We start from the raw sequence: 23,147 nt of genomic DNA, 5'->3' as shown, positions 1-23,147 counted from the left end.
GATTCTCCTGAGCAACGGCGGGAGTCTAGCGGGCAGCCGCCAGGTGGGCGTTACGGCGCTCGATCAACTTCACCATGTACGGCCCCAGCACCGCATGACTCACCATCCCGACCGGAGCTACGAACTCGATGACGTCGCGCATCACCGTGACCTCCGCCTCGGGGTCCCACTGGAAGGTGTGCTCGTGCCACCACCGCCGGAACGGTCCTCGCACCTGCTCGTCGACGAACCGCAGCGGCCGCTCGTACGCCGTGATCCGGGACGTCATCCGCCACCGCACCCCGAAGTGGCGCGCCGACCACGTCACCTCGTCCCCGAGCTTCATGGGCCCGCTGCGCACGCCGCCCACGACCCGCTCGCCCGACTGCGCCATCGAGGCCATGTGGGCGTCGACGTCCAGGCTGAGGTCGAACAACTCCTCCGGCGCCGTGGGCACGGCGGTCGTCAGCTGGAAGCGGGGCACGGGTCGTAACTGACCAGGAGCATGTCTCGGTGGGCGGGCTCGTCGTCCGCCGGCGAGATCGGGGAGGTGTAGTGCAGCAGCGCCCGGTCGTCGAGGTAGAGCGAGTCCAGCGGATGCTCCAGCACACCCTTCAGCAGGTGCGTGCCGTCCTCCGCGCGCACCTCCGTCTCACCGCCGACGACGTTCTCGCGCTTCATCAGATGCATGGAGACGTACGCGAATCCGTCGCGATGCACGCCCTCGGGCACCGGCTCCCCGACCACGTCCCGCGACCCGACGATGCGCACCAGGTGGATGTTCACGTCCCACCCCGCCCCCGCCGGCGGCAGCTGGGCGATGTTGAACCGCAACAGCTCCAGGAGGAACGGGTTCTCACCGGCACGGGGAGTGACCGGCGCGAACGTCCGGTCGGTGCCGCCGAACAGCCTGTTGTCCTTCTCCGACTGGTAATACGGGCCGTCGGGCAGGCGCGTGATCTCCCCGCCGGCGCAGCGGTAGCGCGCATGCCGCCGGAAGCGGTAACGGTGCGGCTCGGCCAGGTAGGGGTCGGCGGGGAGGTCGTCCCAGGCCGCGGCCAGCTCGGCCAGCGCGGCCGGGTGCCCGGGACCGAGCCGGAGGTCGCGCCCCCGCAGGAGGCAGTAACCGCGCTCGGCCAGGTCGGTGGTGATGGATGGACGTGCTGAGATCACGGTCGTCGCCTCCACAGCGGATCTTCCCCATAGTACGGCGTCCGCCGAGGTCAAACGGCTTCGGGCGGCTCTTCGCCGGGCTCGCGTACCCGCCAGGAGATGTCGAAGCCCTGGTGCGGGAGGATCGCGTACGCCATGGTCCAGATGCTCTGCGTCCGGTCGCTGTGCACCTGCTTGCTGAAGGCACGCCAGGGTGCTCCCTGGAAGGCGGAGACCTCGAGCTCCTCGTCGTGCTCGATGTCGAGCTCCACGCTCTCGGTGGCCTGCAGCGCCCGCCAGAAGTTGACGTCGTTGGCGCGCTGGATCTTCGTCCGCCGCACCATGATCATGATCTCGTCGCCGGGGTCCACCCGCGGCGTGGGGATGTGGTACTCGATCGCGCTGCCGAGCCGCTCGGCGTACTGCGCGAGCTTCTCCTCGTCGAGCGTCTGGTCGTCGTCGGAGCCCACCCCGTCGGCGCGCAGGCGGTCACGCTGGCGGCTGGGCTGCAGACGCACCTCCGTGAGCCGGCCGTACCCGGGGAACCGGTCCTCGTAGTTGAAGTCCGACATGCAGTGCAGGTCCAGCACGCGGGACTCGGGCGAGGTGTTGCACAGCCTGTACCGCTCGAAGACCTTGATGCTGACGAACTCCGGCGCCTCGGCGAGCCGATGGATCTTGAGGCTGAGCCGGTAGTCGCGGTTCACCACCGGCACGTCGATGATCTGGCGCTGGATGGAGAGGAACACCGGCTCGGTGATCTTCTCCGCGAGCAGCGCCCGCACGCTCCCGCGTTCCAGCACGTTCTCGAGCATCCGCTCGGAGATCTCCCGCTGCTCCTCCGACAGCCGGCGCACGAACCGCTCCATGTCCCGGCGCGACGAGCGCTCCCAGGTGGCGAGCACGATGCCGGCCAGCAGGATCGTGGTGCTGACGTCGGACCAGATGCGGTCGACGACAGGCAGGTTCGTCTGCAGCTTCACGGTCTCGCGCAGGGTGTACAGCAGCAGGTAGGAGACGACCGAGACACTCAGCAGCACACCGGGGACGACCCACTGGTTGTTGCGCGCGTTCAACCGACCTCCCGGGCGACTCGCCTGCCGTCCACAGTGGCAGGGAAGGGCAACCTACCGCTCCTATTCGGAACACGGGAGATCCGGGCCGAACGGGTGCCGGCCGGCCGGCTCCGGGCCAGCCGCGCCGCATGCCGTTCCGCGAGCCCGTGTCCCCGGCGACGCTTGCGGCCCGGCCGGGCCGCCGCGGCGACTCCGCTTCCCCCATCACCCTTGCCATCGTCCGACGCTATCGGCCGCCCCTGACAATGTCGGTGGCCCCGGCCGGCCGGTCCCACTCGATCACGTGCCGGTGCATCCAGCCCATCATCTTCTCGGGGTCGTAGAACGCCCGCATCGCCAGCGGGAAGAGCAGATCGCGGAGCAGCCGCCCGACCGGCCCCGGCGCCTTGTCCCGGTTGACCCGGGCAGTCTGGGCGATCACCCGCTCGACCCGCGGCCGGCGCAGTGTCTCGTACGCCGCGAACGCCTCCGCCACGGGAAGGTCCCGCAGACAACGGGCCAGTTCGACGGCGCTCTCGATGGCCAGCGACGCCCCCTGTCCGGAGCTCGGCGAGGTGGCATGGGCGGCGTCCCCGACGAGCGCGACGGGTCCGCGGTGCCATACCGGCACGGGCGGCATGTCCTGCAGACCGCCGACGTTGACGAGGTGACCGGAGCCGGCTCGATCCAGGATCCGCAGGGCCGGCAGGCGATCTCCGGCGAACAGCTCGCGCAGCCGGCGCAGCCATTCGGCGTCCGGGATCGCCCGGGCCTGCGTAGCCGTCATCATCCGGGCCGAGGGCACGTTGGCGAACCACCCGGCCGTCCCGTCGTCGTCGATGCGATAACCCAGGAACGCCTTCTTCCCGTACGCCAGGTGCATCGCTCCCTCGGTGCTCGGCAGACCGACGTCGGGCACCCATCCGCCGAGCCCGATCAGTCCTGTGTAGCGGGGTTGCGGGGCATGGGGATCGAGCAGGGTGCGCACGGTGGACCGGATGCCGTCCGCCCCGACGAGCACGTCACCCTCCGCGGTGGTGCCGTCCGCGAAGGTGGCCGCGACGGAGTCGCCGCGGTCGGTGTATCCCGTCAGGCGCTTGCCGTACCTGATCTGCACGCCCTCGCCCACCGCCACGTCCAGCAGGGTGCGGTGCAGGTTCGCCCGGATGAACGTCCGGCTGGCCGGCAGCCCGGGCAGGTCCTCGAACGCCCCGAGCCTGCGGCCGGCTCCCGTCTCCATGACCATCCGCGGCGTGGCCGTGCCGACCGCGGCCACCGGCCCGTCGATGCCGATCGTGGCGAGGGCGGCCATGCCGTTCGGCGCCAGCATCAGCTCCCCGCCGATGCCGTCCGCTTCTTTCCCGTACGCCTCCAGCACCGTGGCCGTGAATCCGGCTCTGTGCAGGGCCACCGCGGCCACGGCCCCGGCGATTCCGCCCCCGACGATCAGTGCTTCGCGCCTCGCGCCCATGAGAAAATCCCCCGTCATATCAATTATCTCGGCCAGCCGAGATACTAGTGAAGGCGAGATACTTGTGTCCACCCCGCGTTCCGCCGCGGAACAGGCGATCGTCGAATCGACCCGCCGCGTCATAGCGTCGGCGGTCCTCTTCAGTCACCAGGTGGCGGAACACCTCAAGCTCGGGCCCAGCGACGCCCAGTTCATGACGCTGCTGGACATCCACGGCCCGCTCACCCCCGGCCGCCTGGCGGAGCTGACCGGCCTCAAGACGGGCACGGTCACCGGAGTCCTGGATCGCCTCGAGCGGGCGGGCTTCGTCCGCCGCGACCGCGACCCGCACGACCGCCGCAAGGTCATCGTGTCGCCCGAGGTGGCCCAGATCGCGAAGCTGATGGCACCGCACTACCAGGGCCAAGCCGATCGGATGCGCACGGTGCTCGGCCGCTACGACGACGACCAACTGGCCGTGATCGCCGACTTCATGGCCGCCGTCGCCGCGCAGGACTGACCGGACCGGTGATACTACGGTTGACGTAGTATTCCGCCGGCCGGTACGTTGCGGCCATGCGGCTGTCCGAACCCACCTTCTTCATCGTCACCGCGCTGGCCGGTGAGCCGTTGCACGGCTACGCCGTCATGCTCGCGGTGCGCGAACTTTCCGGCGGGCGGCTTCACCTGCGCCCCGGCACCCTCTACGGCGCGCTGGACCGGCTCACCGAGGAGGGTTTGCTCGCCGTCGACCGGGAGGAGGCCGTCGACGGGCGGCTGCGCCGCTACTACCGGCTCACCGACGCCGGAGCGGCCGCCCTGGAGGCCGAGATCCAGGTGCTGCGGGCCAACGCAGCGACCGCCGCGGCGAAGCTGCGCGGCCGCAACGCCGGGCCGGCCGTGGCAGGTGGCTGGTGACCGGGACCGAACGGCTGGCCCGGACCTACCGGCGGCTGATGTGGGCGTACCCGCGCTGGTACCGGCAGGAGCGAGGGCTGGAGCTGCTCACGACGCTGCTGGACGACACACCGCCCGGGCGTACGCGTCCCGGCGCCGGCGACGTCGCCGATCTGGTGCGCGGCGGCCTGGTGGCCCGGGTCCGACTGCCTCGCGGATCCGGGTACCGCGTCGTCGCCGTGCTCATCACGGTCGCCGCCGCGCTGATGGGGGCCGCGCTCGGGGTGCGGCTCGGTCCGTACCCGGGACCGCCGGACGAGGCACGTGCCGTCGGGGCCGCGCTCGTCGCCGTGCCACGGCAACCGCACAACGTGCCGGGTCCGGTCGTGCACTGCCCGGCGATGTGCCCGGACACGCCCGCCGGAGACGACGTCGTCTCGTTCGACCAGCAGCCCGACCACACCGACACGGTCGCCATCACGTACGCCTTCGCCCGGGACGACGCCGCGGTCACCGTCACTCACGGGCAGCAGCGGCTCGCCGCGGCGGGATGGACCGTCGGGCCCGTGCGGGCGCAGTCGGACGGCTTCACGTCGCTCGACGCCACAAAGGACGGCCTGACCCTGTCGATGACGTCGGCCGACGACGGTTCCGTGGTCGTCTCGGTGGCCAAGGACTTCTCCGCCGCGGCGGCGACCGCCCTGGCGCTGGGGGCGACCGGCGGCCTGCTCGCCGGCTGGCCGACCGCCGTGTGGCTGGTGCAGCGGTACCGGCGCCATCGCCGGCGACGCCAGGCGCTCGTGCTGGTCACCGGCATCCCGGTGCTCGTCCTCGCCGGGATGTGCGCAGCCCAGGCCACCCTGCTCACCGTGGCGATCGGCCTGGACGGTTTCACGCCGAAGGACATGCAGATCCCGGAGCTGGTCCTCACCCTGCCCGCACTGATCTACTTCCCCGCGCAGGTGGTGGTGGTCCTCGTGGCCTTGACGGCGACGGCACTCGCCGTGCTGCCCGGTGGCAGGCGGACGCCGCACGCCTTGGTGAGCGCGTGACGCGAGAGTGTGACATTTTTGCCGCTCCGGTGGATCACCCTGTAGGACCGATGCATGCTCCAAGCCGCAGGAGACCGCATCGGCTGGCGTGACCTGCCCGCTCCCGTACGCGAGAAGGCCGAGCACCTGATCGGTGACCGGGTCGCCACCGCGGTGTCGCAGCGTGGCGGCTTCTCCCCTGGAACCGCCGACCGCGTGGTCACCGAGCGCGGCCACCGGGCGTTCGTCAAGGCCGTCAGCGTGCACCTCAACGTGACGTCGGTGGAGCTGGCCCGCCGCGAGGCTCACGTGACCGGTCAGCTGCCCGATGCGGCGCCCGTGCCCCGGCTCCTCGGCAGCTTCGACGACGGCGAGTGGATCGTGCTCGTCCTGGAGGACGTCGACGGCCGTCATCCCCGTACCCCTTGGGTCGAGGACGAGATCGACGCGACCGTGACCGCGCTGCGCGACCTGGCCCACCTCCTCACGCCGGCGCCGATCGACGGTGTGCCGCAGGCGGGCCGGCGGCTCGCGGAGCAGTTCGCCGGGTGGGCCGCCCTGCAGGCCGACCCGGTGCCGGGCCTGGACCCATGGGCCGCCGCCCACCTGGACGAGCTGCGCGCGGCCGCGGACCGCGGCCTCGAGACCCTGCGGTCCGGCGCGACGCTCGCGCACTGCGACATCCGGGCCGACAACCTTCTGGTACGCGCAGACGGCTCGATCGCCGTGGTCGACTGGCCGTGGGCCTGTGCCGGACCACCGTGGCTGGACACGGTCCTGCTGGCGATGAACGTGATCGTGCACGGCGGCGACGGCGACCGGCTCCTCGCCGGCATCGATCCCGGCCACGCCGCCGACGTGTGCGCGGGTTTCGTCGGATATCTGATGCAACGCTCGCGGCATCCGTCGCCCGGGATCCCGCACGTCCGGGCCTTCCAGCGGGCCCACGCCGACGCCCTGCTGCCCTGGCTGCGGGAACGTATCCCCTGGTGAGGTCACGGCCTGACCGGCAAGTGGGACCTCCGGCACACCCGCGGGGTACGGGCAATCCGGGGCATTAGGCTGGGACGCCTGTGAGCTGGGCTTCGGCGTGGCGGCCCGGACGATTCGATTCCTCAAGGAAACGGAAAGTGATGATCGACCAAGCCAAGGTACGAGTTCTGCTGCTCGAGAGCATCCACCCCGACGCGGTGTCCCGGCTCGAGGCAGAGGGTTACCAGGTCGAGTCCGTCCGCAACGCCCTCGACGAGGTCGAGCTCCTCGAGCGCATCCCGGGCGTGCACCTGCTCGGCATCCGGTCCAAGACGCGCGTCACCGCCAAGGTGCTGGAGGCGGCCGACAGCCTCGTCGCGATCGGCGCGTTCTGCATCGGCACGGACCAGATCGACCTCGCCGCCGCCTCGCAGGCCGGCATCGCCGTCTTCAACGCCCCGTTCTCGAACACCCGCTCGGTGGTCGAGCTTGCCCTCGCCGAGATCATCGCGATGACCCGCCGGCTCACCGAGAAGAACGAGCTGATGCACAAGGGCGTCTGGGACAAGGCGGCCAACGGCAGCCACGAGGTCCGGGGCCGGCGGCTCGGCATCGTCGGGTACGGCAACATCGGCACCCAGCTGTCGGTGCTCGCGGAGAACCTCGGCATGCACGTGTCCTTCTACGACACCGCCGACAAGCTCGCGCTCGGCAACGCCCAGCGGTGCAGCTCGCTCGACGAGCTGCTGGAGTCCGTGGACGTGGTGACCCTGCACGTCGACGGCCGCCCCGGCAACTCGGGCTTCTTCGGCGCCGAGCAGTTCGCCAGGATGCGCCCCGGCTCCATCTTCCTCAACCTGTCGCGCGGCATCGTGGTCGACCACGTCGCCCTGCGCGAGGCGCTGACCAGCGGGCACCTGACCGGCGCCGCCGTCGACGTCTTCCCCAAGGAGCCGAAGGGCCGCGGCGACGAGTTCGTGTCCGAGCTGCGCGGGCTGCCCAACGTCATCCTGACCCCGCACATCGGCGGCTCCACCGAGGAGGCGCAGTCGGACATCGGTGACTTCGTGGCCAACAAGCTGGCGCACTTCGTGCAGGAGGGCAACACCACGCTGAGCGTGAACCTGCCCAGCGTCGCCCTGCCCGCCCAGACCGGCATGAGCCGCATCATCCACGTGCACCAGAACATGCCGGGCGTCCTGGCACAGGTGAACAGCATCCTGGCCGAGCACAGCGTCAACGTCGAGGGGCAGCTGCTCAGCACCCGCGGCGACTACGGCTACCTGATCACGGACATCAGCGGCAGCTACAGCGAGGACGTGCTCGACCAGCTGCGCGCGATGAGCCAGACGGTCCGGCTCCGCGTCCTGTCCTGAAGGACCCGGCCCGGGTGACCTACTTGGCGGTGTCGATCGACAGGAGGGTCACCCGGGCCTCGGCCTCGACGTCGTAGCGGTCGTTGGTGGCCCAGTCCTTCGGGGTCACGGTCGAGCCCGGCGGCACGTCGCGCAGCGTCCTCGTGCCCGCCGCGACAGTCTTGGCGCCGCCCTTCAGCTGCACCCGGACCGGGTTGCCGGCCGGTGAGGTCATGGCGAGCTCGTCGACCGCGCCGGTGACCTTCAGCGGTACGGTGCCCGCCGCCTCGGGCAGCTGGATCGCCGTACGCCGGGCACCACCCGCCACGTCGATGCCGGCGACCTTGCCGCCCTGCAGGTTGAGGATCTGCTCGTCGGCGGCACCGGAGAAACGCAGCGTCCAGGTCACCTCGGCGGAGAGTACGACCTCGACCTCGCCGGTGTCCCCGTCGCCACCCGGGGTGAGCTGCAGCCGCACGCTGTCCTGGGTCACGGCCGGCTCGGGCAGCACGCCGGAGCCGGGGCCGGTGGTCATCCGGTACAGGTCGTTGCCGAGGTCCTCGCTGCGGACGGTCACCCGGGTCACCGCGCTCACCAGCTCGAAGGCGGCCGCCGTACGCCCGTCCAGCGGCGCGGACACGGTGCGCTTGTCGCCGCGTCCGGCACCGAGCTCCAGGACGGACGTGAGGTCCTTGTCCGGGCCGGAGAAGTACGTCACGCCCGCGACCGTGGCGCCCATCAGCACCGCGACGGTGAGCACCGCACCGGCGACCATGACACCGCGGCCGCGGCGTGGCTCGGCCGGCATCCCGGCCGGGGAGACCGGCGCGGCGGGGTGCCGGGGTGCCCGGTGCTGGCGGATCTCGTGACCCGGCCCGTTCAGGATGTCGCCGATGCCGTCGTCCGCCCCGCCGGCGACGTGGGACAGCGGTCGACGGGCGGGGCCGGGCGCCGGTTCCCGGGACGGCGAGGGCAGCGGCCGCCGGGAGCGGTCGAGCACGGACTCCGCGGTGATCGACGCCGGCGGTCGCTTCTGGCCGAACCAGGCGTCCGCATCGGACGGTCGTTCCGCCTGGACCGGCTCGGTGGCGCTCCAGCCGGGCGGCACGGCGCCGTCCCAGCCGGGCGCCACGGCGCTGTCCCGACCAGGCGGCACGGTGGTCTCCCAGCCGGGCGGCACGGTGTTCTCCCGGGCGGACGGCCCGGTGGTCTTCCGGCCGGGCGGCACGGTGGTCTCCCCGGGCGGCACGGTCGAAGCGGCATCACGGGCAGATCGCATCGGAAGCGGCATGTCGGGCGTCGCGGGCGCGGGCGACGTGGGCCGCCCGTCGCGCCAGTTGCCGCTGATCGGACCGGCGCTCACACCGAACGACGTGCGCCCGGACGTGGCCGGCGGTGCGGGTCCGAACTCGGGTTCGGGCGCAGGTTGCCGCCTGCCCTCGGATGTTGCGGCGAACGCGTTCCAGCTCCCGGAGTCGGCCATGGTGTCCTCTACCTCGTCACGGAGCGGGTTCGGCGCGGAGGGGCGGCGGTAGAGCGAGTCCTTGTCCCGGTTGGCCCAGCCGGCACCGGAGTTCGACGGTAGATCCGCCAGCGCCACGGACACATCGGACGAATCTACGACCGGTCGTTCCACGCGAAGCCTCCCGCCCCACACCAGCGCCATCCCTGTACAAGGCGCTCCGGCGAGTGGTACGGATCCCGCGGCTTAGCGGATGAGTGCAACCGTGAATTACTCTGCGTTATGTCCGTCCGGGCGCAGCAGGCCCCTGCGGGTGGCCACGGCGACGGCCTCCAGCTGGCTGTGCGCGCCGAGCTTGCCGAGCACCGCCTTCACATAGCCACGGCACGTGTGCACGCTGATACCGAGCCGGCGGGCGATGGCGCGCGGGTCGAGGCCGGAGCCCATCAGGACCAGCACCTCGTGCTCACGCGCGGTGAGCCCACCGGCACGCGGTCCCACGACGGGCGCGGTGCTGCGCAGCAGACGGGCGAGAATGTCCGTCGACACCGTCATGCCGCCCCCGTGGGCGGTGCGGATCGCGTTCATCACGTCACCGAGCGGGCCGTTCTTCGACAGGAAGCCCGACGCTCCCGCGGCGGTCGCACGACCGACCAGAGCGGACTCGTTGTTCGCGGTCAGTATGACGAACCGCGTGTCGGGCTGACGGTGTCGCAGCAGCTCCGCGATGGCGATGCCGTCGGCGTCCGGAAGGTCCGGATCGAGGAGAACGACATCCGGGCGTACCTCTTGCACCATCCGGATGGCCTGCTCACCCGTTCGCGCATGTCCCACGTAATGCAGCTCGGGCTGCCCGGCCAGCGCCACACCGAGCAACTCGGCGAACGTCTGGTGCCCGTCCACCACGAGCACCGTGATCGCCTCGCTCACCATTCACGCCTCCTGATCCGCCAGCGCTGGAAGTCTATGTGTCCCCCGCGCCAAGCCAAGGCGTACCAACAGTCTGACAGCCCATCCGAGCCAAACCGATCGCAGTGGCCGCCTGCCGTGCGGATGAGACCGAGCGGCCGCCATAACTCGTATCTTCGGTGGAACCTACCCCTTGCTTTCGGGGTTCCGTTCACCGCGGCGGGGGCTTGTCGCGCGACCGTCCCCCCTTCAGGGTTGTACGCCATGTACGAAATCCAGCTCTTCGGTCGTCTCGAGGTTCGCACGCGCGGCGTGCGGCTTTCCGGCTCCGATCTGGGCGGCGCGGAGCCGCGGCAGATCCTGGCGTTGCTCGCACTGCACGGCGAGATGCGCACGAGCGAGCTGACCGAGCTGCTGTGGGGCGGCCCGGGCCATGAGGACAAGGTGGAGGGTCATCTGTCCCTTTTGCGCCATCGGCTGGACCCGGGCGGCGACGCCGGCGACTCGGTGATCACCGCGACCCCCGGCGGCTACGCGCTGGTGGCCGACCGGGTACGCGTCGACGTGGCCCGCTTCGACGAGCTGGTGGCCGCGGCGTCGGGCCGTACGGCTAGCCGGGCCTTGCGCCCCCTGACGGCCGCCGGCCACCTGGCCGCCCGCCCGTTGCTGGAGGACGTCGAGCTGCCGCGCTGGGCGGCCGAGGTGCGCGAGCGCTACCGCCGCCGCTTGGTGGAGGCGGTGCTGGACGCCGGTCGCCGCGCGCTCACGGCCGGTGACTTGCGGACGGCGCGGTGCCTCGCGGAGCAGGTGCTGGAGCTCGACCCGCAGTGCCCGATGGGCCGCGCCCTGGCCGACGCGGCGCGCGCGGCCGGTGAGGCCCATCACGAGCCCGCCCACGGAACGGCCGCATTCGCCGCATAAGCCCCGGCCCTCGCCCACCACGCGGTTAAATACCGCGCACGCCCCCCGGTACGCCCGGACAATCGCCGGGTGCGCACCGAGCTTCTACCCGTACCGCTGGCTCCGGAGATCTCCCTGCACCTGGCCGGCAGCGACACCGGGCTCTTCGACACGGCAGGCGGCGAGTTCCGCAGCGACGTCCCACCGCCGTTCTGGGCCTTCGTCTGGGCCGGCGGGCAGGCCCTCGCCCGTTATGTGCTGGATCATCCGGAGACGGTGGCGGGCCGGCACGTGCTGGACGTCGCCTGCGGGTCGGGGGTCGCGGCGATCGCGGCGGCCCGCGCGGGAGCGGCGAGCGTCCGGGCGGTGGATCTCGACCCCGCGGCGGTCGAGGCGGCCCAGCGCAATGCCGCCGCCAACGACGTGCCGGTCCAGGTACGGGCCGCGGACGTCACCGAAGCCGGACCGGCCGACGTGATCCTGGCCGGCGACGTCTTCTACACCGGCAGCGTGGCCGAGCACATGAGCGCCGCGTTACGCCGGTCCGCCGCCTCGGGTGCCCTGATCCTGGTTGGCGACCCTGGACGCGGGTATTTCCCGAATCGGCTCTTTGTCCGCAAGGCGGAGTACAGCGTGCCGGTCCCGGCGGCGCTGGAGGAGGCGGAGACGCTGGTCACGGGGGTGTGGGAGATGCGGAACACAATGCTTTCATCAAACAACAAGTTGTAGAGTGCACGCATACGACGGAAGGTGCGTGCATGGAGACCGCGGACGCGACCGGGCGGCTGGCCGACGAACTCATCCGGTTCTTCCGCCTCGGCCCGCGCGCCAAGGGCATTCTCAACACCGGAGACCTCGGTGCGGAGTTCTCGGCGCTGATGCTGCTGTTCCCGCTGCGTCACCTCGGTCCGATGCGGGTCACCGACCTGGCCGAGGTCAAGGGCGCCGACGCGTCCACGGTCAGCCGGCAGGCGGCTCAGCTGGTGAAGGCGGGCCTCGCCCGCCGGGAGTCCGACCCGGCCGACGGCCGCGCGTCCCGGCTGGCCGTCACCGACGCCGGGCGAGACGCCTGCGCCCGGCTGCACCAGGCACGACACGCACTGCTCAGCGAGGCGCTGGGCGACTGGCCGGCCGAGCGCGTCCACGCGTTCGTCGACCTCTTCGAACAATTCAACAGCTCCGTCGAGGCGCTCCTGCGCCGCGACCCAGCCGTATCAGCACGGGAGAACGCGTGAGCAACTCGAGCACCACCGCAGCGGAGGCGGCCGGGCCGGGGCCTGCCGCGAAGGGCGCGCCGCCCTCAGCGGACTTCACCCATCGGCAGATCATCACGATTCTGGCCGGCCTGATGATGGGCATGTTCCTGGCCGCGCTGGACCAGACCATCATGGCGACGGCGACCCGTACCATCGCGGACGACCTCAACGGCTTCAACCTGCAGGCGTGGGCGACGACGGCATTCCTCATCACGTCGACGATCTCCACCCCGCTCTACGGCAAGCTCTCCGACATCTACGGACGCCGGCCGTTCTTCCTCTTCGCGATCGGCATCTTCATCGTCGGCTCCATGCTCTGCGGGCTCTCGCAGAACATGTACGAGCTGGCGGCCTTCCGGGCGATCCAGGGCGTCGGCGCCGGCGGCCTCATGTCGCTGGCCCTGGCGATCATCGGTGACATCGTCCCGCCCCGCGAGCGCGCCCGGTACCAGGGCTTCTTCCTGGCGGTCTTCGGCACCGCCAGCGTCATCGGCCCGATCCTCGGCGGCTTCTTCGCCGGCGCCGACAAGATCCTCTGGGTCGACGGCTGGCGCTGGGTCTTCTACCTCAACGTGCCGATCGGCATCGCGGCCATGGTCGTGGTCGCCCGCGTGCTGCACCTGCCGCACCACCGCACCGACCACCGCATCGACTGGCCCGGCGCGCTCGCGCTCATCATCGGCCTCGTGCCGCTGCTGACCGTCGCCGAGCAGGGCCGCGACTGGGGCTGGGGCTCCGGCCGGGCCATCGCCTGCTACGTGGTCGGCGCGGTGGGCCTGGTCGCGTTCGTGCTCGCCGAGCGGGCGTACAAGGACGAGGCGCTGCTGCCGCTGCGGCTGTTCAGCAACCGTACGGTCGCCGTCGGCGCGTCCTCCAGCACGATCGTGGGCATGGCGATGTTCGGCGGCCTGATGACCGTCCCGCTGTACCTGCAGATCGTCAAGGGCAGCTCCCCCACGCTCGCCGGCCTGCAGATGATCCCCTTCGTGATCGGCATCATGGCCGGGTCGATCACCTCGGGCCAGCTCATCGCCCGCACCGGCCGCTACCGGATCTTCCCGATCATCGGCAGCATCCTCATGGCGGCGGCCCTCGCGCTGTTCGCGCTCATCGGCGCCGACACCCCGCTGTGGAAGACCATGCTGATCATGGTGCTGATGGGTCTCGGCCTGGGCGGCAACATGCAGCCGATGATCACGGCGGTGCAGAACGCGGTGTCGCCGCGCGAGATCGGGGTGGCCACCAGCTCGGTGACGTTCTTCCGCTCGATGGGCGGCACCCTGGGCACGGCGATCTTCCTGTCCGTGCTCTTCAACGTGCTGCCGGGCAAGCTCGCCGACGCCGGGTTCCCCACCCGCGGTGGCGGCGGCGACCTCAGTGACACCTCCTTCATCGCCAAGTTGCCGCCGGCGCTCGGGCACGCCTTCAAGGTCGGCTTCGCCGACGGCATCCACGTCGTCTACCTGATGGCGCTCGCCGTCATGCTGGTCGGCCTCGTGGTGGTCTTCTTCCTGCCGGAGATCCCGCTCTCCCAGCGCTCGGCGCAACAGCAACGCGCTGAGGACGCCGCGGCCGCCTCCGCAGCCGCCGGCCCTGCCGGAGCGCACTGACGAAAGACCGCACAGGGTACGGGCGCAGCACGCGCTCGTACCCTGTGTCGTATGCCAGTAGTGAAGATCAACGCGATCGACGTCCCCGAGGGCGCGGGCCCCGAGCTGGAGAAGCGCTTCGCCGCCCGGCAGGGCGCGGTGGAGAACGCCAAGGGCTTCCTCGGCTTCGAGCTGCTCCGGCCGGTCAAGGGTGAGACCCGCTACTTCGTCTACACCCGCTGGGAGACGGAGGAGGACTTCCAGGCCTGGTCGTCGGGCATGGGCCGAGCCGCCCACGCCGGCGAGCGCGCCCGCCCGGTCGCCTCCGGCGCCGCCCTGCTCGAGTTCGAGGTCGTCCAGCAGGTCTCGAAGTAGGGGACGCCCGTCAGCCGTCGGCGTTGCGGGCCGCCGCGGCGATCAGGCGCTCGGCGACCTCCTCGCGGGGCAGGCCGAGCCGCTGCGCGGTGTCCCGGAGCACGTCGTAGGCCTCCCGCACACCGCAGCCGCGCTGCGCGATGATCACGCCGGCGGCCCGGTCGACGGTGGTGCCCTCGCGCAGGGCCTCCCGCCGATGCACCTCGCCGACGAGCACCTCGGCCTGGTTGACCACCGCCATCGCGGTCAGCAGGGCCTCCGCGTCGACGCCGCCGGGCCGCCCGGTGAAGAAGGTGACCGAGCCGACCGCCGAGCGCGGGATGTCGAGCGGCACCGAAGCGACGCCGTGCACGCCCTCGGCGCGGGCCTGCCCGGCGAGCTCCGGCCAGCGGGCGTCCGCGGCCAGGTCGTGGACGGTGACGACGGTACGGGTCCGGGCGGCCTCGAGGGCCGGTCCGTCGCCCGTCGCGTACTGGAGGTCGTCGACGTTCAGCCCCTGCGGGCCGGAGGCGGCCAGCGTGGGCGGGCCGCCCTCGCCGATCAGGGCGACGGAGCAGCGCACCGTTGCGGGCAGGGCGGCGGCCACGAAGGCGGCCAGCCGGTCCAGGGCCTGGGGGACGTCGTCGGCGCCGAGCAGCCGTACGGAGAGCTCGTGCAGCAGCCCCGCCATCTCGACGGGATGCGGTGCCGCCGGCTCGGCGCCCCGGCCGCGGGAGGTCTTGCCCGACACCGGCCGACGGGTCTTGGCGCTTCCCCGCAGGCCCCGGCGCCGGCGGCGGCGAGGGGTGACGTCGTCGGCGCCGGCCACCGGCTCGATCGAGATGGTGGCCTCCGGGGTGCTCCGCACCTGGGTGTCGAGCCGGCGAGGATCGGACGCGTCCGTGGAGGTCGCGCGGCGACGCGCCGCGAGGCGCCGTCCGGTGCTCCGTTGCGGGGCAGACATTTGCCCGATATTGCCATGCGGATCCGTGAACACGAAAGTGGTGTCCTCTAACGGGTGCCGTCGGCGGGCGTAACCGTCTGGTCCGACGTGCGATGTTCCAGGAATGTGCTCGGCGCGGCGCCCGGAAGCTCCTCGCGCTCGTCGGACTCGGCCAGGATCGCCTCGGCCTGGCTCTGCGGGTCGGCGCTCCCGGCGCTGCGTTCCTCCGGCAGCAGGTCGGCCGCCCGGCGCTCCACGCGATCATCACTCATGTCCGCCGGGATACCCGCGATCATGAGGGCCGAAAACAAACGTCGCTCCCGGCCGGGGCCGGGAGCGACGTTAAGGTGCCGGTGTGCAGGTCGCCTCGCGGCGAAAGGCTCAACGCGGCTCCAGCCGAACGGTAGTCCGCGAAGGCAATGGGTGAGGCCCGGGGACACTGGGCACACCGACATCTGTGCTCAACGGTCGGCAGTCCGACCCCATTCCAGAAGCAATTGTGACCTGGACCACATGATTGTGCGGGCGTCCGCCGGGTAGTCCGGAGCTGTGAGCGATGACCTGCGCGTACTCGACGAATACCTCGACGAGGCCTACTCCGGGCAGGAACGCCTGAGCAGCGCCGATCTGCAGCGGGGCGCGATCGCGGCGGACCTGCCCGCGGCGGCCCTCACCCGCATCGACGCGCTGCCCGAGGGCGAGTACGCCCAGGACGAAGCCGCCGAGGCCCTGCGAACCCTGGACGCCTGAGGAGCGACATGACCCAGCAGAACGAACGCCTGCCGGCCTTCGGTGACTCCGACGGCACCCCCGACGGGGACAGCGACTTCGCCGGCGAGCACAACGACACCGCCGTGGAGCCCGCGATCATCGACGACGAGGACTCGGGTGAGACGGAGAGCCCCCGCGGCTGGTCCGGCATGGACGGCGACGGCCCGCCCTGAGGGACAGGGACAGCGAGACGGCCCCGGCTTTCGCCGGGGCCGTTCTTCGTTGCCTCAGGCCAGCGCGCGGCCGTTCAGCGCGGGCTGGGACGGCTCGGGCTCCGGGTCACCCTCGGCCGCCTCCTTCGCCAGCGAGTACGCCATCTGCAGGAAGTCCGACGCCGCCGTCGCGGTGAACACCGTGGCGGCCAGCCGGGTCAGCCGCGGCGCGAACACCAGGCCGCTGGTCAGGCCGGTGGCCACCCAGACCGCCAGGCAGAACGGGCAGCTGATCAGCTCGCCGATCGAGTGGCGGATCGGGCTGCCCTCGTCGCGGACCTCCTCGTTCAGCTCCGCGCTGCCGCCCGGCTCGGAATAGCGCGTGAAGGGCGCCCGCAGCGGGCTGGTGACCGAGTCCTTGGCGATCAGCCGGCTGAGCTTGTGGGTGGCGATCGAGATGAGCACCACGTCGGCCACGGCCGGGCGCTCCGGCACCGTGCGCCCCGTCGCCTTTGCGACGACGGCAAGGCTGCCGGCGAGCACGCCGAAGGCGCCCATGGTCGCCGCGTACCCCTCGAGGGGGCGGTGTTCGTGGGGGGCGTACTGGCGCCGCAGGCGGGCGAACCGGCCGCGTACCGAGGAGGTCATGCGTACGGGTTCCTCTCAGAAGTCCTGGGTGAGCCGGTGCGGGTCGACCTCGCGGCCGGGGTGCCGGGCGAGGTACTCGGTCTCCAGCTCCGCCGTGCGGCGCAGGTGGTTGGCGAGCGCCGCGTCGGGTCCGTGCCGCAGCGTCTGCAGCCGGGTCCGGTGCAGGCTGCCGAGCTCACGGATCAGGTCCTCGTCGGCGAGCCCGGCCGGGTCGATGCCCTGCTCGGTGCCGACGCGGTCGTCGACCTCGTGGTCGCTCATGATCTCTCCCCTCTCGGTGCTTCCCGCAACGGTTGCCCGTGCCGCCTGGTGTCAAACCCCAGCCGGATACGCTCGACCCATGAGAGCGCTGTTGAGGCCGGCGTGGCTGGTGCGCCACGTCGTCGCGCTCGTGCTCGTGGCCGGCTTCCTCGGCCTGGGCTGGTGGCAGTTCAGCCGCGCCACCGGCGGCAACACGCTGAGCTGGGGCTACACCTTCGAGTGGCCGGTCTTCGCGCTCTTCGTGGTCTTCCTGTGGGTGCGTGAGGTCCAGCAGGAGCTCCGGGCCGGCCGGCCGGCTCCCGAGGAGCCCGGCGACTCCCCCGCGGTGGCGCCCGACCCGGCTGCGCCCGTGACGGTACGCCGGCCGGTGCGCGTACGCGTGTCCTCGCAGCGGGTGACCGCCGACGACCCGGAGCTGGACGCCTACAACGACTATCTCGCCTGGCTCAACGCCCACCCCGGGGCCCGGCCCGGCGACTACCCCGGACGCAAGAGCAGCACCAAGTAGAAGGACGTGGACCGTGCAGGGAGCCCTCACCCGCTACCGGATCATCGCCTGGATCGTCGGCGTGATCCTCATCGTGCTCGTGCTGGTGGGCATGCCGCTGAAGTACGCCGGTGACAACGACACCGTGGTCGCGGCGGTGGGACCCGTGCACGGTTTCCTCTACATGATCTACCTCGCGGCCACCTTCGACCTCAGCCGCCGGGCCGGCTGGCCGCTGGGCCGGATGCTGCTGGTGATGCTGGCCGGCACCATCCCGTTCTTCTCGTTCTGGGCGGAGCGGGTGGTTTCTCGCAAGTGGGCCGTTCAGTCGATGGACACCCCGCCCGCGATGGCGCGGAAATAGTAAGGGTGACGCAGCGAACGCAGGAAAGTGCGTTCCGTTATCGGGATCATTCCCCATTTACGGGGTAATTGGCGCACGTCACTCTTCGGGCTCTTGAATTAATCGCGATCGCCGATAAGTTGGTGCGGTTGGTCCGGTCCGCAGCCATCACCCTCACGGTGGCGCCGGCCAACGCCGCCGAATCCCTCGACGGCGGACACGGTGTCCCCATCCCCCGGGGCCGCCCTGCCCGTCTCGGCGAGCCGGGGAACCACCGAAGTCAGCACCTGGGGTGAATCCGCGCGAGCGGTAGGGCCTTCTTCCCGCCCGAATCCGTCAGCTAACCCGGTAGGCGGCCCAGCGGAAGAAAGGCCACGTTCCGTTGCCACACGCCCGCACGAGGCTACGCACCATGGTGGTCGCCGCCCTGGCGATCGTGATCACCGGCACCGTCGCGCCGGCCGCGCACGCGGCGCCGTCGACCGGTGACATCAACAAGAAGATCGAGAAGGCGTCGAACGAGCTCGAGGACGTCGTCGAGTCGTACAACAAGATGAAGATCAGCCTGAAGAAGACGCAGGACGACGAGAAGAAGCTCGCCGCGTCTATCGGGCCCGCCAAGGAAGCCCTGAAGGTCGCCGGCGCGCAGATGAACGTCATCGCCTCATCGGCGTACAAGACCGGCAAGGTCGGCACGATGAACGTCGTGCTGGAGGGCAGCAGCAACCTGATGGACCGCATGTCCATCCTCGAGCAGCTGTCCCGCAGCCGGCAGCGTGACATCGACAACTACACGGCCACGACGCAGAACTACGACCAGCGGCAGGCCGCGCTGAAGGCGACGCAGGACAAGCAGGCCGCCGAGGTCAAGGAGCTCGCCGCCCGCAAGAAGAAGATCGAGGGCCAGCTCAAGGACCTGTACGCCATGCGCAAGGCGGCGTTCGGCAGGGCGACCCAGACCGGCTCCCGCTACACCGGCGCCGTCCCCTCGGTGTCCGGCGACGCCGGCGTCGTGGTCCGGTTCGCGTTCGACCAGGTCGGCAAGATGTACGAGTACGGCGCCGACGGTCTGGCCACGTACGACTGCTCGGGCCTGACCTCCCGCGCCTGGAGCCAGGCGGGCAAGTCGTTGCCGCACAACGCCGCGGCACAGTACAGCGCCACCCGGCGGATCAGCCGCTCCCAGCTCCAGCCCGGCGACCTCGTGTTCTACCGCAGCCTCGGGCACGTCGCCCTGTACGTCGGCGGCGGGAAGATCATCGACGCCTCCCGCGCGGGCGAGCCGGTGAAACACCGAACCATCGACATCATGACCCCGTACGGCTACGGCCGCGTGACCTGATCGCGCCGTCCCCACACGTCAGAAGGCCGGTGTCCCGCGAGGGGCACCGGCCTTCGGCGTTACGGGGGATGGAGAGCTACGCGGCCTGGAGGCCTTCGGCGCGGGCCAGCTCACGCAGCCGGCCCAGGGCCTGGATCTCGAGCTGGCGGATGCGCTCGCGGGAGAGCGAGAACCGCGACGCCACCTCGGTCAGCGAGTGCTCGCGACCGTCCTCGAGGCCGTACCGGGCGCGCATGATGCCGGCGGAACGGTCGTCGAGGTGGTTGAGCAGGCCCTCGATGCGCTGGCGCTCCAGGGCGGTCAGCACGATCTCCTCGGGCGACGGGGCGTCGCTGTCGGCGACCAGGTCACCGAGGTTGGTGTCGCCGTCGTCGCCGACCGGGGTGTCCAGCGACACGGTGTCCTGGGCCCAGCGGGTCAGCTCGCTGACGCGCTCCACCGTCACACCCAGCGCCGCGGCGATCTGCTCGGGCTCCGGGTCGGCGCCGAGCTCGCGGACGAGCTGGCGGGTGACGTTGCGCATCCGGTTGACGTCCTCGACGAGGTGCACGGGCAGGCGCACGGTGCGCTCCTGCTGCGCGATCGCCCGGCTGATCGCCTGGCGGATCCACCACGTCGCGTACGTCGAGAACTTGTAGCCGCGCTCGTAGTCGAACTTCTCGACGGCGCGGACCAGGCCGGTGTTGCCCTCCTGGATCAGGTCGAGCATCGGCATGCCCGACCGCACGTACCGGCGTGCGATCGAGACGACCAGGCGGAGGTTCGCGCGGATGAACAGGTCCTTGGCCCGCTCGCCCTCGACGACCAGCCGCTCCAGCTCCTCCCGGCTCACGCCGCGACGGACGTCACCGCTCTCGAGCAGGTGCTCGGCATAGAGGCCGGCCTCGATTGCCTTGGAGAGGTCGACCTCCCTGGCGGCGTCCAGAAGCGGCGTGCGGGAGATCTCGTGCAGGTAGACGCCGACGAGGTCGCGCTCCTCGGCGACTTCGTCCGTCCGCATCACGGTGTTCTTCTCCACGTTGCCCACGGTCCCCTCATTGCCTTCACTAACCCTGTTACGGGCAATTCCTGCGTCCATCAGCCCTCCCCGTAACGTCCGCAGTTCGTGCATTGCGGTGCTGACACCTACACAACAAGTGGCGCCCTGCACTGATTCCGGCTGGTGGGTCGAAAGTGTCACGAATGCCTGAGCGTCACCTGAGAGCCGCGTGCATACTTACTGAAGAGGGCTCTCTGTGGAGGCATTCGGAGCCGTACCCGGCGTCGGATGCGTGCACTGACGCATACCCCTCGCCCGATACATGACACCATCAGCCCCTCATCCGTCACAGCGACGGGCGTCACGGATTGCCTTGCGACGCTCGTCACTACCCAGTACGGCTCGGTAGCCAATTGGGTTCACGTCCAGCATCGACAGGTTGCCGCCAAGCTTGAACCAAACGCCACGGCGAAGATCCCGGCGCCGGTAGGACGCGGGACCATCTGCCACCATGCGGCACATCGCGCCGCAGATCACTAGCCCGTCCGGGTGACCCCCGCTCGGGCGACCACCGGCTTCCCTAGGCCTTACCGCCCCGGCGCCGGACCACACAGACAGTGACGCAAAACACAGCGATACCGTGGCCGCATGGCGGATCGCAGTGCGGTGGTGACGGGCGGGACAGGCGGGCTCGGTGGTGCGGTGATCGAGCGGCTCCGGGACGAGGGATGGCGGGTGGTCGCCCCCGTACGGGCGCAGGGGACGGCGCGGCTCCCCCAGGGCGTGACGAGCGTGGCAGCCGACCTGACCGTGCCGGAGGACGTGGCGGCCGCCGTGACGCTCGCCACGGCCGAGCCCGGAGCGCCCCTCAAGGCAGTGATCAACCTCGTCGGCGGCTTCGCGATAGGCGGGCGGGTGCACGAGACGCCGGTGGACGACTTCGAGGCGATCCTGCGGCTGAACCTGCGGCCGACGTACCTGGTGACCGCGGCGGCCCTGCCCCACCTGGTCGCGGCGGGCGGGGGTTCCGTGGTGTGCGTCTCGTCCCGCACAGCGGTGGCGCCGTTCTCCGGGGCGGCCGGCTACGCCACGGCGAAGGCGGCGGTGCTCGCCTTCGCCAACGCCGTCGCGGTGGAGTACCGCAAGGACAACGTGCGGGCCAACACGGTGCTGCCCAGCGTCATCGACACGCCGCTGAACCGCCGGGACCAGCCGGACGCCGACCACACGCGGTGGGTCACCCCGGCGGAGCTCGCCGGCGTCATCGCGTTCCTGGCCGGGGACGCCTCCGCGCCCACGAGCGGCGCGAGCATCCCCGTCTACGGCAGGGCTTAGAAGACCTCCGCCAGCTGCAGCGTCACCGCCGTCGCGGCGGCCGCCAGAGTGGCGGCCACGAGGATCAGAGCACGGGCGTGCGACACCAGCGCGGCGGGCCGGGGCCGCGTCGGGATCGCCGCCACCGCGACAGGCGCCGGCGCGGGATCGAGGTGCGCCAGCAGGGCGGCCTGGACCTGCTCCGGAGTGCCGTTCGCGTCGATCACGACGAAGCCGGCGTACTCGGGCACGGCCCGGTAGGCCGCCGCGGCCGCCCGCAGGTAGTCCATCTCCTCGTGGTCGTAGCCGCGGCGCTCGATCCGGTCGTAGGCCACTGTTGGGTCGACCGCCAGCAGGAAGGTGAGGTCCGGCTTCGGGAAGATCCGGTACGCCAGCCGTGCCCGCCGCTCGGCCCGGTTCAGCCGCTCGGGCCGGGGGTTCTTCGCGTGGGCGCGGATGCTCGCGTACTGGCAGACGGCGTAGCGGTCCATCACGGCGATCTCACCGGTCAGCCGGCGCCGCAGCAGGGTCCGCAGGATGGCCAGCCAGCGCAGGACGGACTCGACGAGAAGCATCGTGCGCCGGCCGAGCAGGTGTTCGCCGTCACGCCGGCCCAGCGCGGTGGCGAGGCGGCCGAACCACCGGCGCCCGCCGGCGTTGCGGCGGTACGTCGCCGGCAGGCCGCGGTCCGCCAGCGCGGTCGCCAGCAGGTGCGCCTGGGTCGTCTTGCCGGAGCCGTCGATGCCGACGAGGGCGATGGTGCGGGGCCGGGGAACCATACCCACCGACGGTAGCCGGTGCTGTCACCGACGGTTCGCCACGTGGAGGCCGCTCTGGGCGTACAAAATGGGTCTTAGCAGTGGAATTTGACCTTGGGACCGGGTCTGCTCGCGTTACAAGGGTGGCCTTGAGGGGTAGTCGTTCCGACTGGAAACGGACACCGCATCGACACAGGGAGACGCCATGCCGCACCGGGTGGACGAGGGCCTGGTCAACACGCTCAAACGGGTGGCCTCGGTGCTCAAACAGGCCGAGGTCCCGTTCGCCCTCGGCGGCAGCTTCGCCGTGTACGCCCACGGCGGGCACTCCAGCGACCACGACGTCGACTTCCTGATCCGCGAGCAGGACAAGGAACGGGCGCTGGCCGAGCTCTCCGCGGTGGGCTTCGAGGTGGAGCAGCCGCCGGAGGACTGGCTGGTCAAGGTGTTCGACGAGGGCCGCATGGTGGACCTCATCTATCGACCGGTGGAGTCACCGGTGACCGACGCCACCCTGCGCGACACCGTGATGCGCCCGGTCGAGGCGATCCACATGCCCGTGCTGTCGGCGACCCAGCTGATGGTGCACAAGCTGCTGAGCTACACCCAGCACTACTGCGACTTCGCCACCGGCCTGCCCGTGGCCCGGTCGCTGCGCGAGCAGATCGACTGGGACCGGGTACGCGAGGAGACGGCGAAGTCGCCGTACGCCGAGGCGTTCCTCGTGCTGCTGGACCGCCTCGAGGTGGTACCGGAGCAGGGCGCACAGCTGACCGTGGGGGGATGAG

The 23,147-nt window shown here is 71.1% G+C and carries 29 protein-coding genes and 1 riboswitch; of the genes, 17 read left to right on the top strand and 12 right to left on the bottom strand.

The features are described 5' to 3' along the window. Window positions 1-25 precede the first annotated feature (25 nt). The 4 genes from AB0J80_RS18995 to AB0J80_RS18980 all read right to left on the bottom strand — a co-directional run bounded on the left by AB0J80_RS18995 (window position 26) and on the right by AB0J80_RS18980 (window position 3,657). On the bottom strand, window positions 26-463 hold the full coding sequence (locus AB0J80_RS18995; protein ID WP_364706275.1) for an SRPBCC family protein: 438 nt from the start codon (window positions 461-463) through the stop codon (window positions 26-28). Further along, window positions 445-1,152, bottom strand: coding sequence for a 2OG-Fe dioxygenase family protein (locus AB0J80_RS18990; RefSeq protein ID WP_364706272.1), 708 nt, complete (start codon window positions 1,150-1,152; stop codon window positions 445-447). Before AB0J80_RS18990 ends, AB0J80_RS18995 begins: the two co-directional genes overlap by 19 nt. Before the next feature lie 50 nt (window positions 1,153-1,202). Then, window positions 1,203-2,207, bottom strand: coding sequence for a hypothetical protein (locus tag AB0J80_RS18985; RefSeq protein ID WP_364706270.1), 1,005 nt, complete (start codon window positions 2,205-2,207; stop codon window positions 1,203-1,205). Between the two features lie 226 nt (window positions 2,208-2,433). Beyond that, a complete protein-coding gene (locus tag AB0J80_RS18980; RefSeq protein WP_364706267.1) occupies window positions 2,434-3,657 on the bottom strand; it encodes an FAD-dependent monooxygenase in 1,224 nt (407 codons plus the stop codon). A 64-nt stretch (window positions 3,658-3,721) separates the two neighbouring features. Here AB0J80_RS18980 and AB0J80_RS18975 point away from each other — a divergent pair, with 64 nt between their 5' ends. The 5 genes from AB0J80_RS18975 to serA all read left to right on the top strand — a co-directional run bounded on the left by AB0J80_RS18975 (window position 3,722) and on the right by serA (window position 7,912). Continuing rightward, window positions 3,722-4,156: a MarR family transcriptional regulator gene (locus AB0J80_RS18975; protein ID WP_364706264.1), complete on the top strand. Its 435-nt coding sequence runs from the start codon at window positions 3,722-3,724 to the stop codon at window positions 4,154-4,156. Between the two features lie 56 nt (window positions 4,157-4,212). Beyond that, on the top strand, window positions 4,213-4,554 hold the full coding sequence (locus AB0J80_RS18970; RefSeq protein WP_364706262.1) for a PadR family transcriptional regulator: 342 nt from the start codon (window positions 4,213-4,215) through the stop codon (window positions 4,552-4,554). Beyond that, a complete protein-coding gene (locus tag AB0J80_RS18965; protein WP_364706259.1) occupies window positions 4,551-5,585 on the top strand; it encodes a hypothetical protein in 1,035 nt (344 codons plus the stop codon). The genes AB0J80_RS18970 and AB0J80_RS18965 overlap by 4 nt, the downstream gene beginning before the upstream one ends. A gap of 54 nt (window positions 5,586-5,639) precedes the next feature. Next, the gene (locus tag AB0J80_RS18960; RefSeq protein WP_364706256.1) at window positions 5,640-6,557 is read left to right on the top strand and encodes a phosphotransferase; all 918 of its coding nucleotides are present in this window, start codon (window positions 5,640-5,642) and stop codon (window positions 6,555-6,557) included. Window positions 6,558-6,697: 140 nt separating this feature from the next. After that, on the top strand, window positions 6,698-7,912 hold the full coding sequence (serA, locus tag AB0J80_RS18955) for a phosphoglycerate dehydrogenase (protein WP_364706320.1): 1,215 nt from the start codon (window positions 6,698-6,700) through the stop codon (window positions 7,910-7,912). 19 nt (window positions 7,913-7,931) lie between these two features. On the opposite strand, the gene AB0J80_RS18950 is transcribed toward serA, so the two are convergent. Continuing rightward, window positions 7,932-9,497 (bottom strand): hypothetical protein, encoded by a 1,566-nt coding sequence (locus AB0J80_RS18950; protein ID WP_364706254.1) that lies wholly within the window; start codon window positions 9,495-9,497, stop codon window positions 7,932-7,934. 126 nt (window positions 9,498-9,623) lie between these two features. Beyond that, window positions 9,624-10,286: a response regulator transcription factor gene (locus AB0J80_RS18945; RefSeq protein ID WP_364706251.1), complete on the bottom strand. Its 663-nt coding sequence runs from the start codon at window positions 10,284-10,286 to the stop codon at window positions 9,624-9,626. 240 nt (window positions 10,287-10,526) lie between these two features. On the opposite strand from AB0J80_RS18945, the gene AB0J80_RS18940 reads away from it, so the two are divergent. The 5 genes from AB0J80_RS18940 (at window position 10,527) to AB0J80_RS18920 (ending at window position 14,382) form a co-directional block, all read left to right on the top strand. Beyond that, a complete protein-coding gene (locus AB0J80_RS18940) occupies window positions 10,527-11,183 on the top strand; it encodes a hypothetical protein (protein WP_364706249.1) in 657 nt (218 codons plus the stop codon). Window positions 11,184-11,252: 69 nt separating this feature from the next. After that, window positions 11,253-11,891, top strand: a complete 639-nt coding sequence (locus tag AB0J80_RS18935) for a 50S ribosomal protein L11 methyltransferase (RefSeq protein ID WP_364706247.1) — start codon at window positions 11,253-11,255, stop codon at window positions 11,889-11,891. A 29-nt stretch (window positions 11,892-11,920) separates the two neighbouring features. Continuing rightward, entirely contained in the window at window positions 11,921-12,397 is a 477-nt protein-coding gene (locus AB0J80_RS18930) for a MarR family transcriptional regulator (protein ID WP_364706246.1), read from the top strand. Further along, complete coding sequence (locus AB0J80_RS18925) at window positions 12,394-14,028, top strand: MDR family MFS transporter (protein WP_364706243.1); 1,635 nt, start codon at window positions 12,394-12,396, stop codon at window positions 14,026-14,028. The genes AB0J80_RS18930 and AB0J80_RS18925 overlap by 4 nt, the downstream gene beginning before the upstream one ends. A gap of 51 nt (window positions 14,029-14,079) precedes the next feature. Beyond that, entirely contained in the window at window positions 14,080-14,382 is a 303-nt protein-coding gene (locus AB0J80_RS18920) for an antibiotic biosynthesis monooxygenase (protein ID WP_364706240.1), read from the top strand. Window positions 14,383-14,392: 10 nt separating this feature from the next. Here the strand turns inward: AB0J80_RS18920 and AB0J80_RS18915 are convergent, their stop codons facing one another. Both AB0J80_RS18915 and AB0J80_RS18910 read right to left on the bottom strand, forming a co-directional pair. Further along, window positions 14,393-15,325 (bottom strand): ANTAR domain-containing protein, encoded by a 933-nt coding sequence (locus AB0J80_RS18915; protein WP_364706239.1) that lies wholly within the window; start codon window positions 15,323-15,325, stop codon window positions 14,393-14,395. A gap of 47 nt (window positions 15,326-15,372) precedes the next feature. Next, complete coding sequence (locus AB0J80_RS18910) at window positions 15,373-15,576, bottom strand: hypothetical protein (RefSeq protein ID WP_364706236.1); 204 nt, start codon at window positions 15,574-15,576, stop codon at window positions 15,373-15,375. 277 nt (window positions 15,577-15,853) lie between these two features. Between AB0J80_RS18910 and AB0J80_RS18905 the strand changes: the two genes are divergently transcribed. Continuing rightward, a complete protein-coding gene (locus AB0J80_RS18905; RefSeq protein ID WP_364706234.1) occupies window positions 15,854-16,054 on the top strand; it encodes a hypothetical protein in 201 nt (66 codons plus the stop codon). A gap of 8 nt (window positions 16,055-16,062) precedes the next feature. Next, on the top strand, window positions 16,063-16,248 hold the full coding sequence (locus AB0J80_RS18900; RefSeq protein ID WP_364706231.1) for a hypothetical protein: 186 nt from the start codon (window positions 16,063-16,065) through the stop codon (window positions 16,246-16,248). 54 nt (window positions 16,249-16,302) lie between these two features. Here the strand turns inward: AB0J80_RS18900 and AB0J80_RS18895 are convergent, their stop codons facing one another. Beyond that, entirely contained in the window at window positions 16,303-16,875 is a 573-nt protein-coding gene (locus tag AB0J80_RS18895) for a DUF1360 domain-containing protein (RefSeq protein WP_364706228.1), read from the bottom strand. 15 nt (window positions 16,876-16,890) lie between these two features. Next, window positions 16,891-17,136, bottom strand: a complete 246-nt coding sequence (locus tag AB0J80_RS18890) for a DUF6158 family protein (protein ID WP_364706225.1) — start codon at window positions 17,134-17,136, stop codon at window positions 16,891-16,893. A gap of 79 nt (window positions 17,137-17,215) precedes the next feature. On the opposite strand from AB0J80_RS18890, the gene AB0J80_RS18885 reads away from it, so the two are divergent. From AB0J80_RS18885 to AB0J80_RS18875, 3 genes are all read left to right on the top strand, one after another. Next, window positions 17,216-17,644, top strand: coding sequence for a hypothetical protein (locus AB0J80_RS18885; RefSeq protein ID WP_364706222.1), 429 nt, complete (start codon window positions 17,216-17,218; stop codon window positions 17,642-17,644). 13 nt (window positions 17,645-17,657) lie between these two features. Beyond that, window positions 17,658-17,987: a DUF3817 domain-containing protein gene (locus AB0J80_RS18880; RefSeq protein WP_364706219.1), complete on the top strand. Its 330-nt coding sequence runs from the start codon at window positions 17,658-17,660 to the stop codon at window positions 17,985-17,987. Window positions 17,988-18,207: 220 nt separating this feature from the next. Beyond that, window positions 18,208-18,336: riboswitch (cyclic di-AMP (ydaO/yuaA leader) on the top strand. A gap of 42 nt (window positions 18,337-18,378) precedes the next feature. Then, window positions 18,379-19,308, top strand: coding sequence for an NlpC/P60 family protein (locus AB0J80_RS18875; RefSeq protein ID WP_364706217.1), 930 nt, complete (start codon window positions 18,379-18,381; stop codon window positions 19,306-19,308). A 76-nt stretch (window positions 19,309-19,384) separates the two neighbouring features. Here the strand turns inward: AB0J80_RS18875 and AB0J80_RS18870 are convergent, their stop codons facing one another. Next, window positions 19,385-20,386 carry a sigma-70 family RNA polymerase sigma factor gene (locus AB0J80_RS18870; protein ID WP_364706215.1) on the bottom strand — a complete coding sequence of 334 codons (1,002 nt, stop codon included), beginning with the start codon at window positions 20,384-20,386 and terminating at the stop codon, window positions 19,385-19,387. Between the two features lie 549 nt (window positions 20,387-20,935). Between AB0J80_RS18870 and AB0J80_RS18865 the strand changes: the two genes are divergently transcribed. Beyond that, window positions 20,936-21,622 carry an SDR family NAD(P)-dependent oxidoreductase gene (locus AB0J80_RS18865; protein ID WP_364706212.1) on the top strand — a complete coding sequence of 229 codons (687 nt, stop codon included), beginning with the start codon at window positions 20,936-20,938 and terminating at the stop codon, window positions 21,620-21,622. Here AB0J80_RS18865 and AB0J80_RS18860 read toward each other — a convergent pair. Continuing rightward, window positions 21,619-22,380, bottom strand: coding sequence for a thymidylate kinase (locus AB0J80_RS18860; RefSeq protein ID WP_364706211.1), 762 nt, complete (start codon window positions 22,378-22,380; stop codon window positions 21,619-21,621). The genes AB0J80_RS18865 and AB0J80_RS18860 overlap by 4 nt on opposite strands. 184 nt (window positions 22,381-22,564) lie before the next feature. Here AB0J80_RS18860 and AB0J80_RS18855 point away from each other — a divergent pair, with 184 nt between their 5' ends. Beyond that, the gene (locus AB0J80_RS18855) at window positions 22,565-23,146 is read left to right on the top strand and encodes a nucleotidyltransferase (protein ID WP_364706208.1); all 582 of its coding nucleotides are present in this window, start codon (window positions 22,565-22,567) and stop codon (window positions 23,144-23,146) included. Window position 23,147: the final 1 nt, after the last annotated feature.

Origin of the sequence: Actinoplanes sp. NPDC049548, assembly GCF_040676695.1 — a bacterium.
Lineage (GTDB): Bacteria > Actinomycetota > Actinomycetes > Mycobacteriales > Micromonosporaceae > Actinoplanes.
This window is presented reverse-complemented; position numbering and strand designations above follow the sequence as displayed.

What these genes read in the sequence shown, in the direction of transcription:
- AB0J80_RS18865 (WP_364706212.1), top strand. Translation starts at nt 20,936, where the DNA reads ATGGCGGATCGCAGTGCGGTGGTGACGGGCGGGACAGGCGGGCTCGGT.
- AB0J80_RS18910 (WP_364706236.1), bottom strand. Translation starts at nt 15,576, where the DNA reads ATGAGTGATGATCGCGTGGAGCGCCGGGCGGCCGACCTGCTGCCGGAG.
- AB0J80_RS18875 (WP_364706217.1), top strand. Translation starts at nt 18,379, where the DNA reads ATGGTGGTCGCCGCCCTGGCGATCGTGATCACCGGCACCGTCGCGCCG.
- AB0J80_RS18855 (WP_364706208.1), top strand. Translation starts at nt 22,565, where the DNA reads ATGCCGCACCGGGTGGACGAGGGCCTGGTCAACACGCTCAAACGGGTG.
- AB0J80_RS18870 (WP_364706215.1), bottom strand. Translation starts at nt 20,386, where the DNA reads ATGGACGCAGGAATTGCCCGTAACAGGGTTAGTGAAGGCAATGAGGGG.
- AB0J80_RS18920 (WP_364706240.1), top strand. Translation starts at nt 14,080, where the DNA reads ATGCCAGTAGTGAAGATCAACGCGATCGACGTCCCCGAGGGCGCGGGC.
- AB0J80_RS18915 (WP_364706239.1), bottom strand. Translation starts at nt 15,325, where the DNA reads ATGTCTGCCCCGCAACGGAGCACCGGACGGCGCCTCGCGGCGCGTCGC.
- AB0J80_RS18885 (WP_364706222.1), top strand. Translation starts at nt 17,216, where the DNA reads ATGAGAGCGCTGTTGAGGCCGGCGTGGCTGGTGCGCCACGTCGTCGCG.
- AB0J80_RS18895 (WP_364706228.1), bottom strand. Translation starts at nt 16,875, where the DNA reads ATGACCTCCTCGGTACGCGGCCGGTTCGCCCGCCTGCGGCGCCAGTAC.
- AB0J80_RS18860 (WP_364706211.1), bottom strand. Translation starts at nt 22,380, where the DNA reads ATGGTTCCCCGGCCCCGCACCATCGCCCTCGTCGGCATCGACGGCTCC.
- AB0J80_RS18930 (WP_364706246.1), top strand. Translation starts at nt 11,921, where the DNA reads ATGGAGACCGCGGACGCGACCGGGCGGCTGGCCGACGAACTCATCCGG.
- serA (WP_364706320.1), top strand. Translation starts at nt 6,698, where the DNA reads ATGATCGACCAAGCCAAGGTACGAGTTCTGCTGCTCGAGAGCATCCAC.
- AB0J80_RS18970 (WP_364706262.1), top strand. Translation starts at nt 4,213, where the DNA reads ATGCGGCTGTCCGAACCCACCTTCTTCATCGTCACCGCGCTGGCCGGT.
- AB0J80_RS18960 (WP_364706256.1), top strand. Translation starts at nt 5,640, where the DNA reads ATGCTCCAAGCCGCAGGAGACCGCATCGGCTGGCGTGACCTGCCCGCT.
- AB0J80_RS18890 (WP_364706225.1), bottom strand. Translation starts at nt 17,136, where the DNA reads ATGAGCGACCACGAGGTCGACGACCGCGTCGGCACCGAGCAGGGCATC.
- AB0J80_RS18940 (WP_364706249.1), top strand. Translation starts at nt 10,527, where the DNA reads ATGTACGAAATCCAGCTCTTCGGTCGTCTCGAGGTTCGCACGCGCGGC.
- AB0J80_RS18980 (WP_364706267.1), bottom strand. Translation starts at nt 3,657, where the DNA reads ATGGGCGCGAGGCGCGAAGCACTGATCGTCGGGGGCGGAATCGCCGGG.
- AB0J80_RS18945 (WP_364706251.1), bottom strand. Translation starts at nt 10,286, where the DNA reads ATGGTGAGCGAGGCGATCACGGTGCTCGTGGTGGACGGGCACCAGACG.
- AB0J80_RS18900 (WP_364706231.1), top strand. Translation starts at nt 16,063, where the DNA reads ATGACCCAGCAGAACGAACGCCTGCCGGCCTTCGGTGACTCCGACGGC.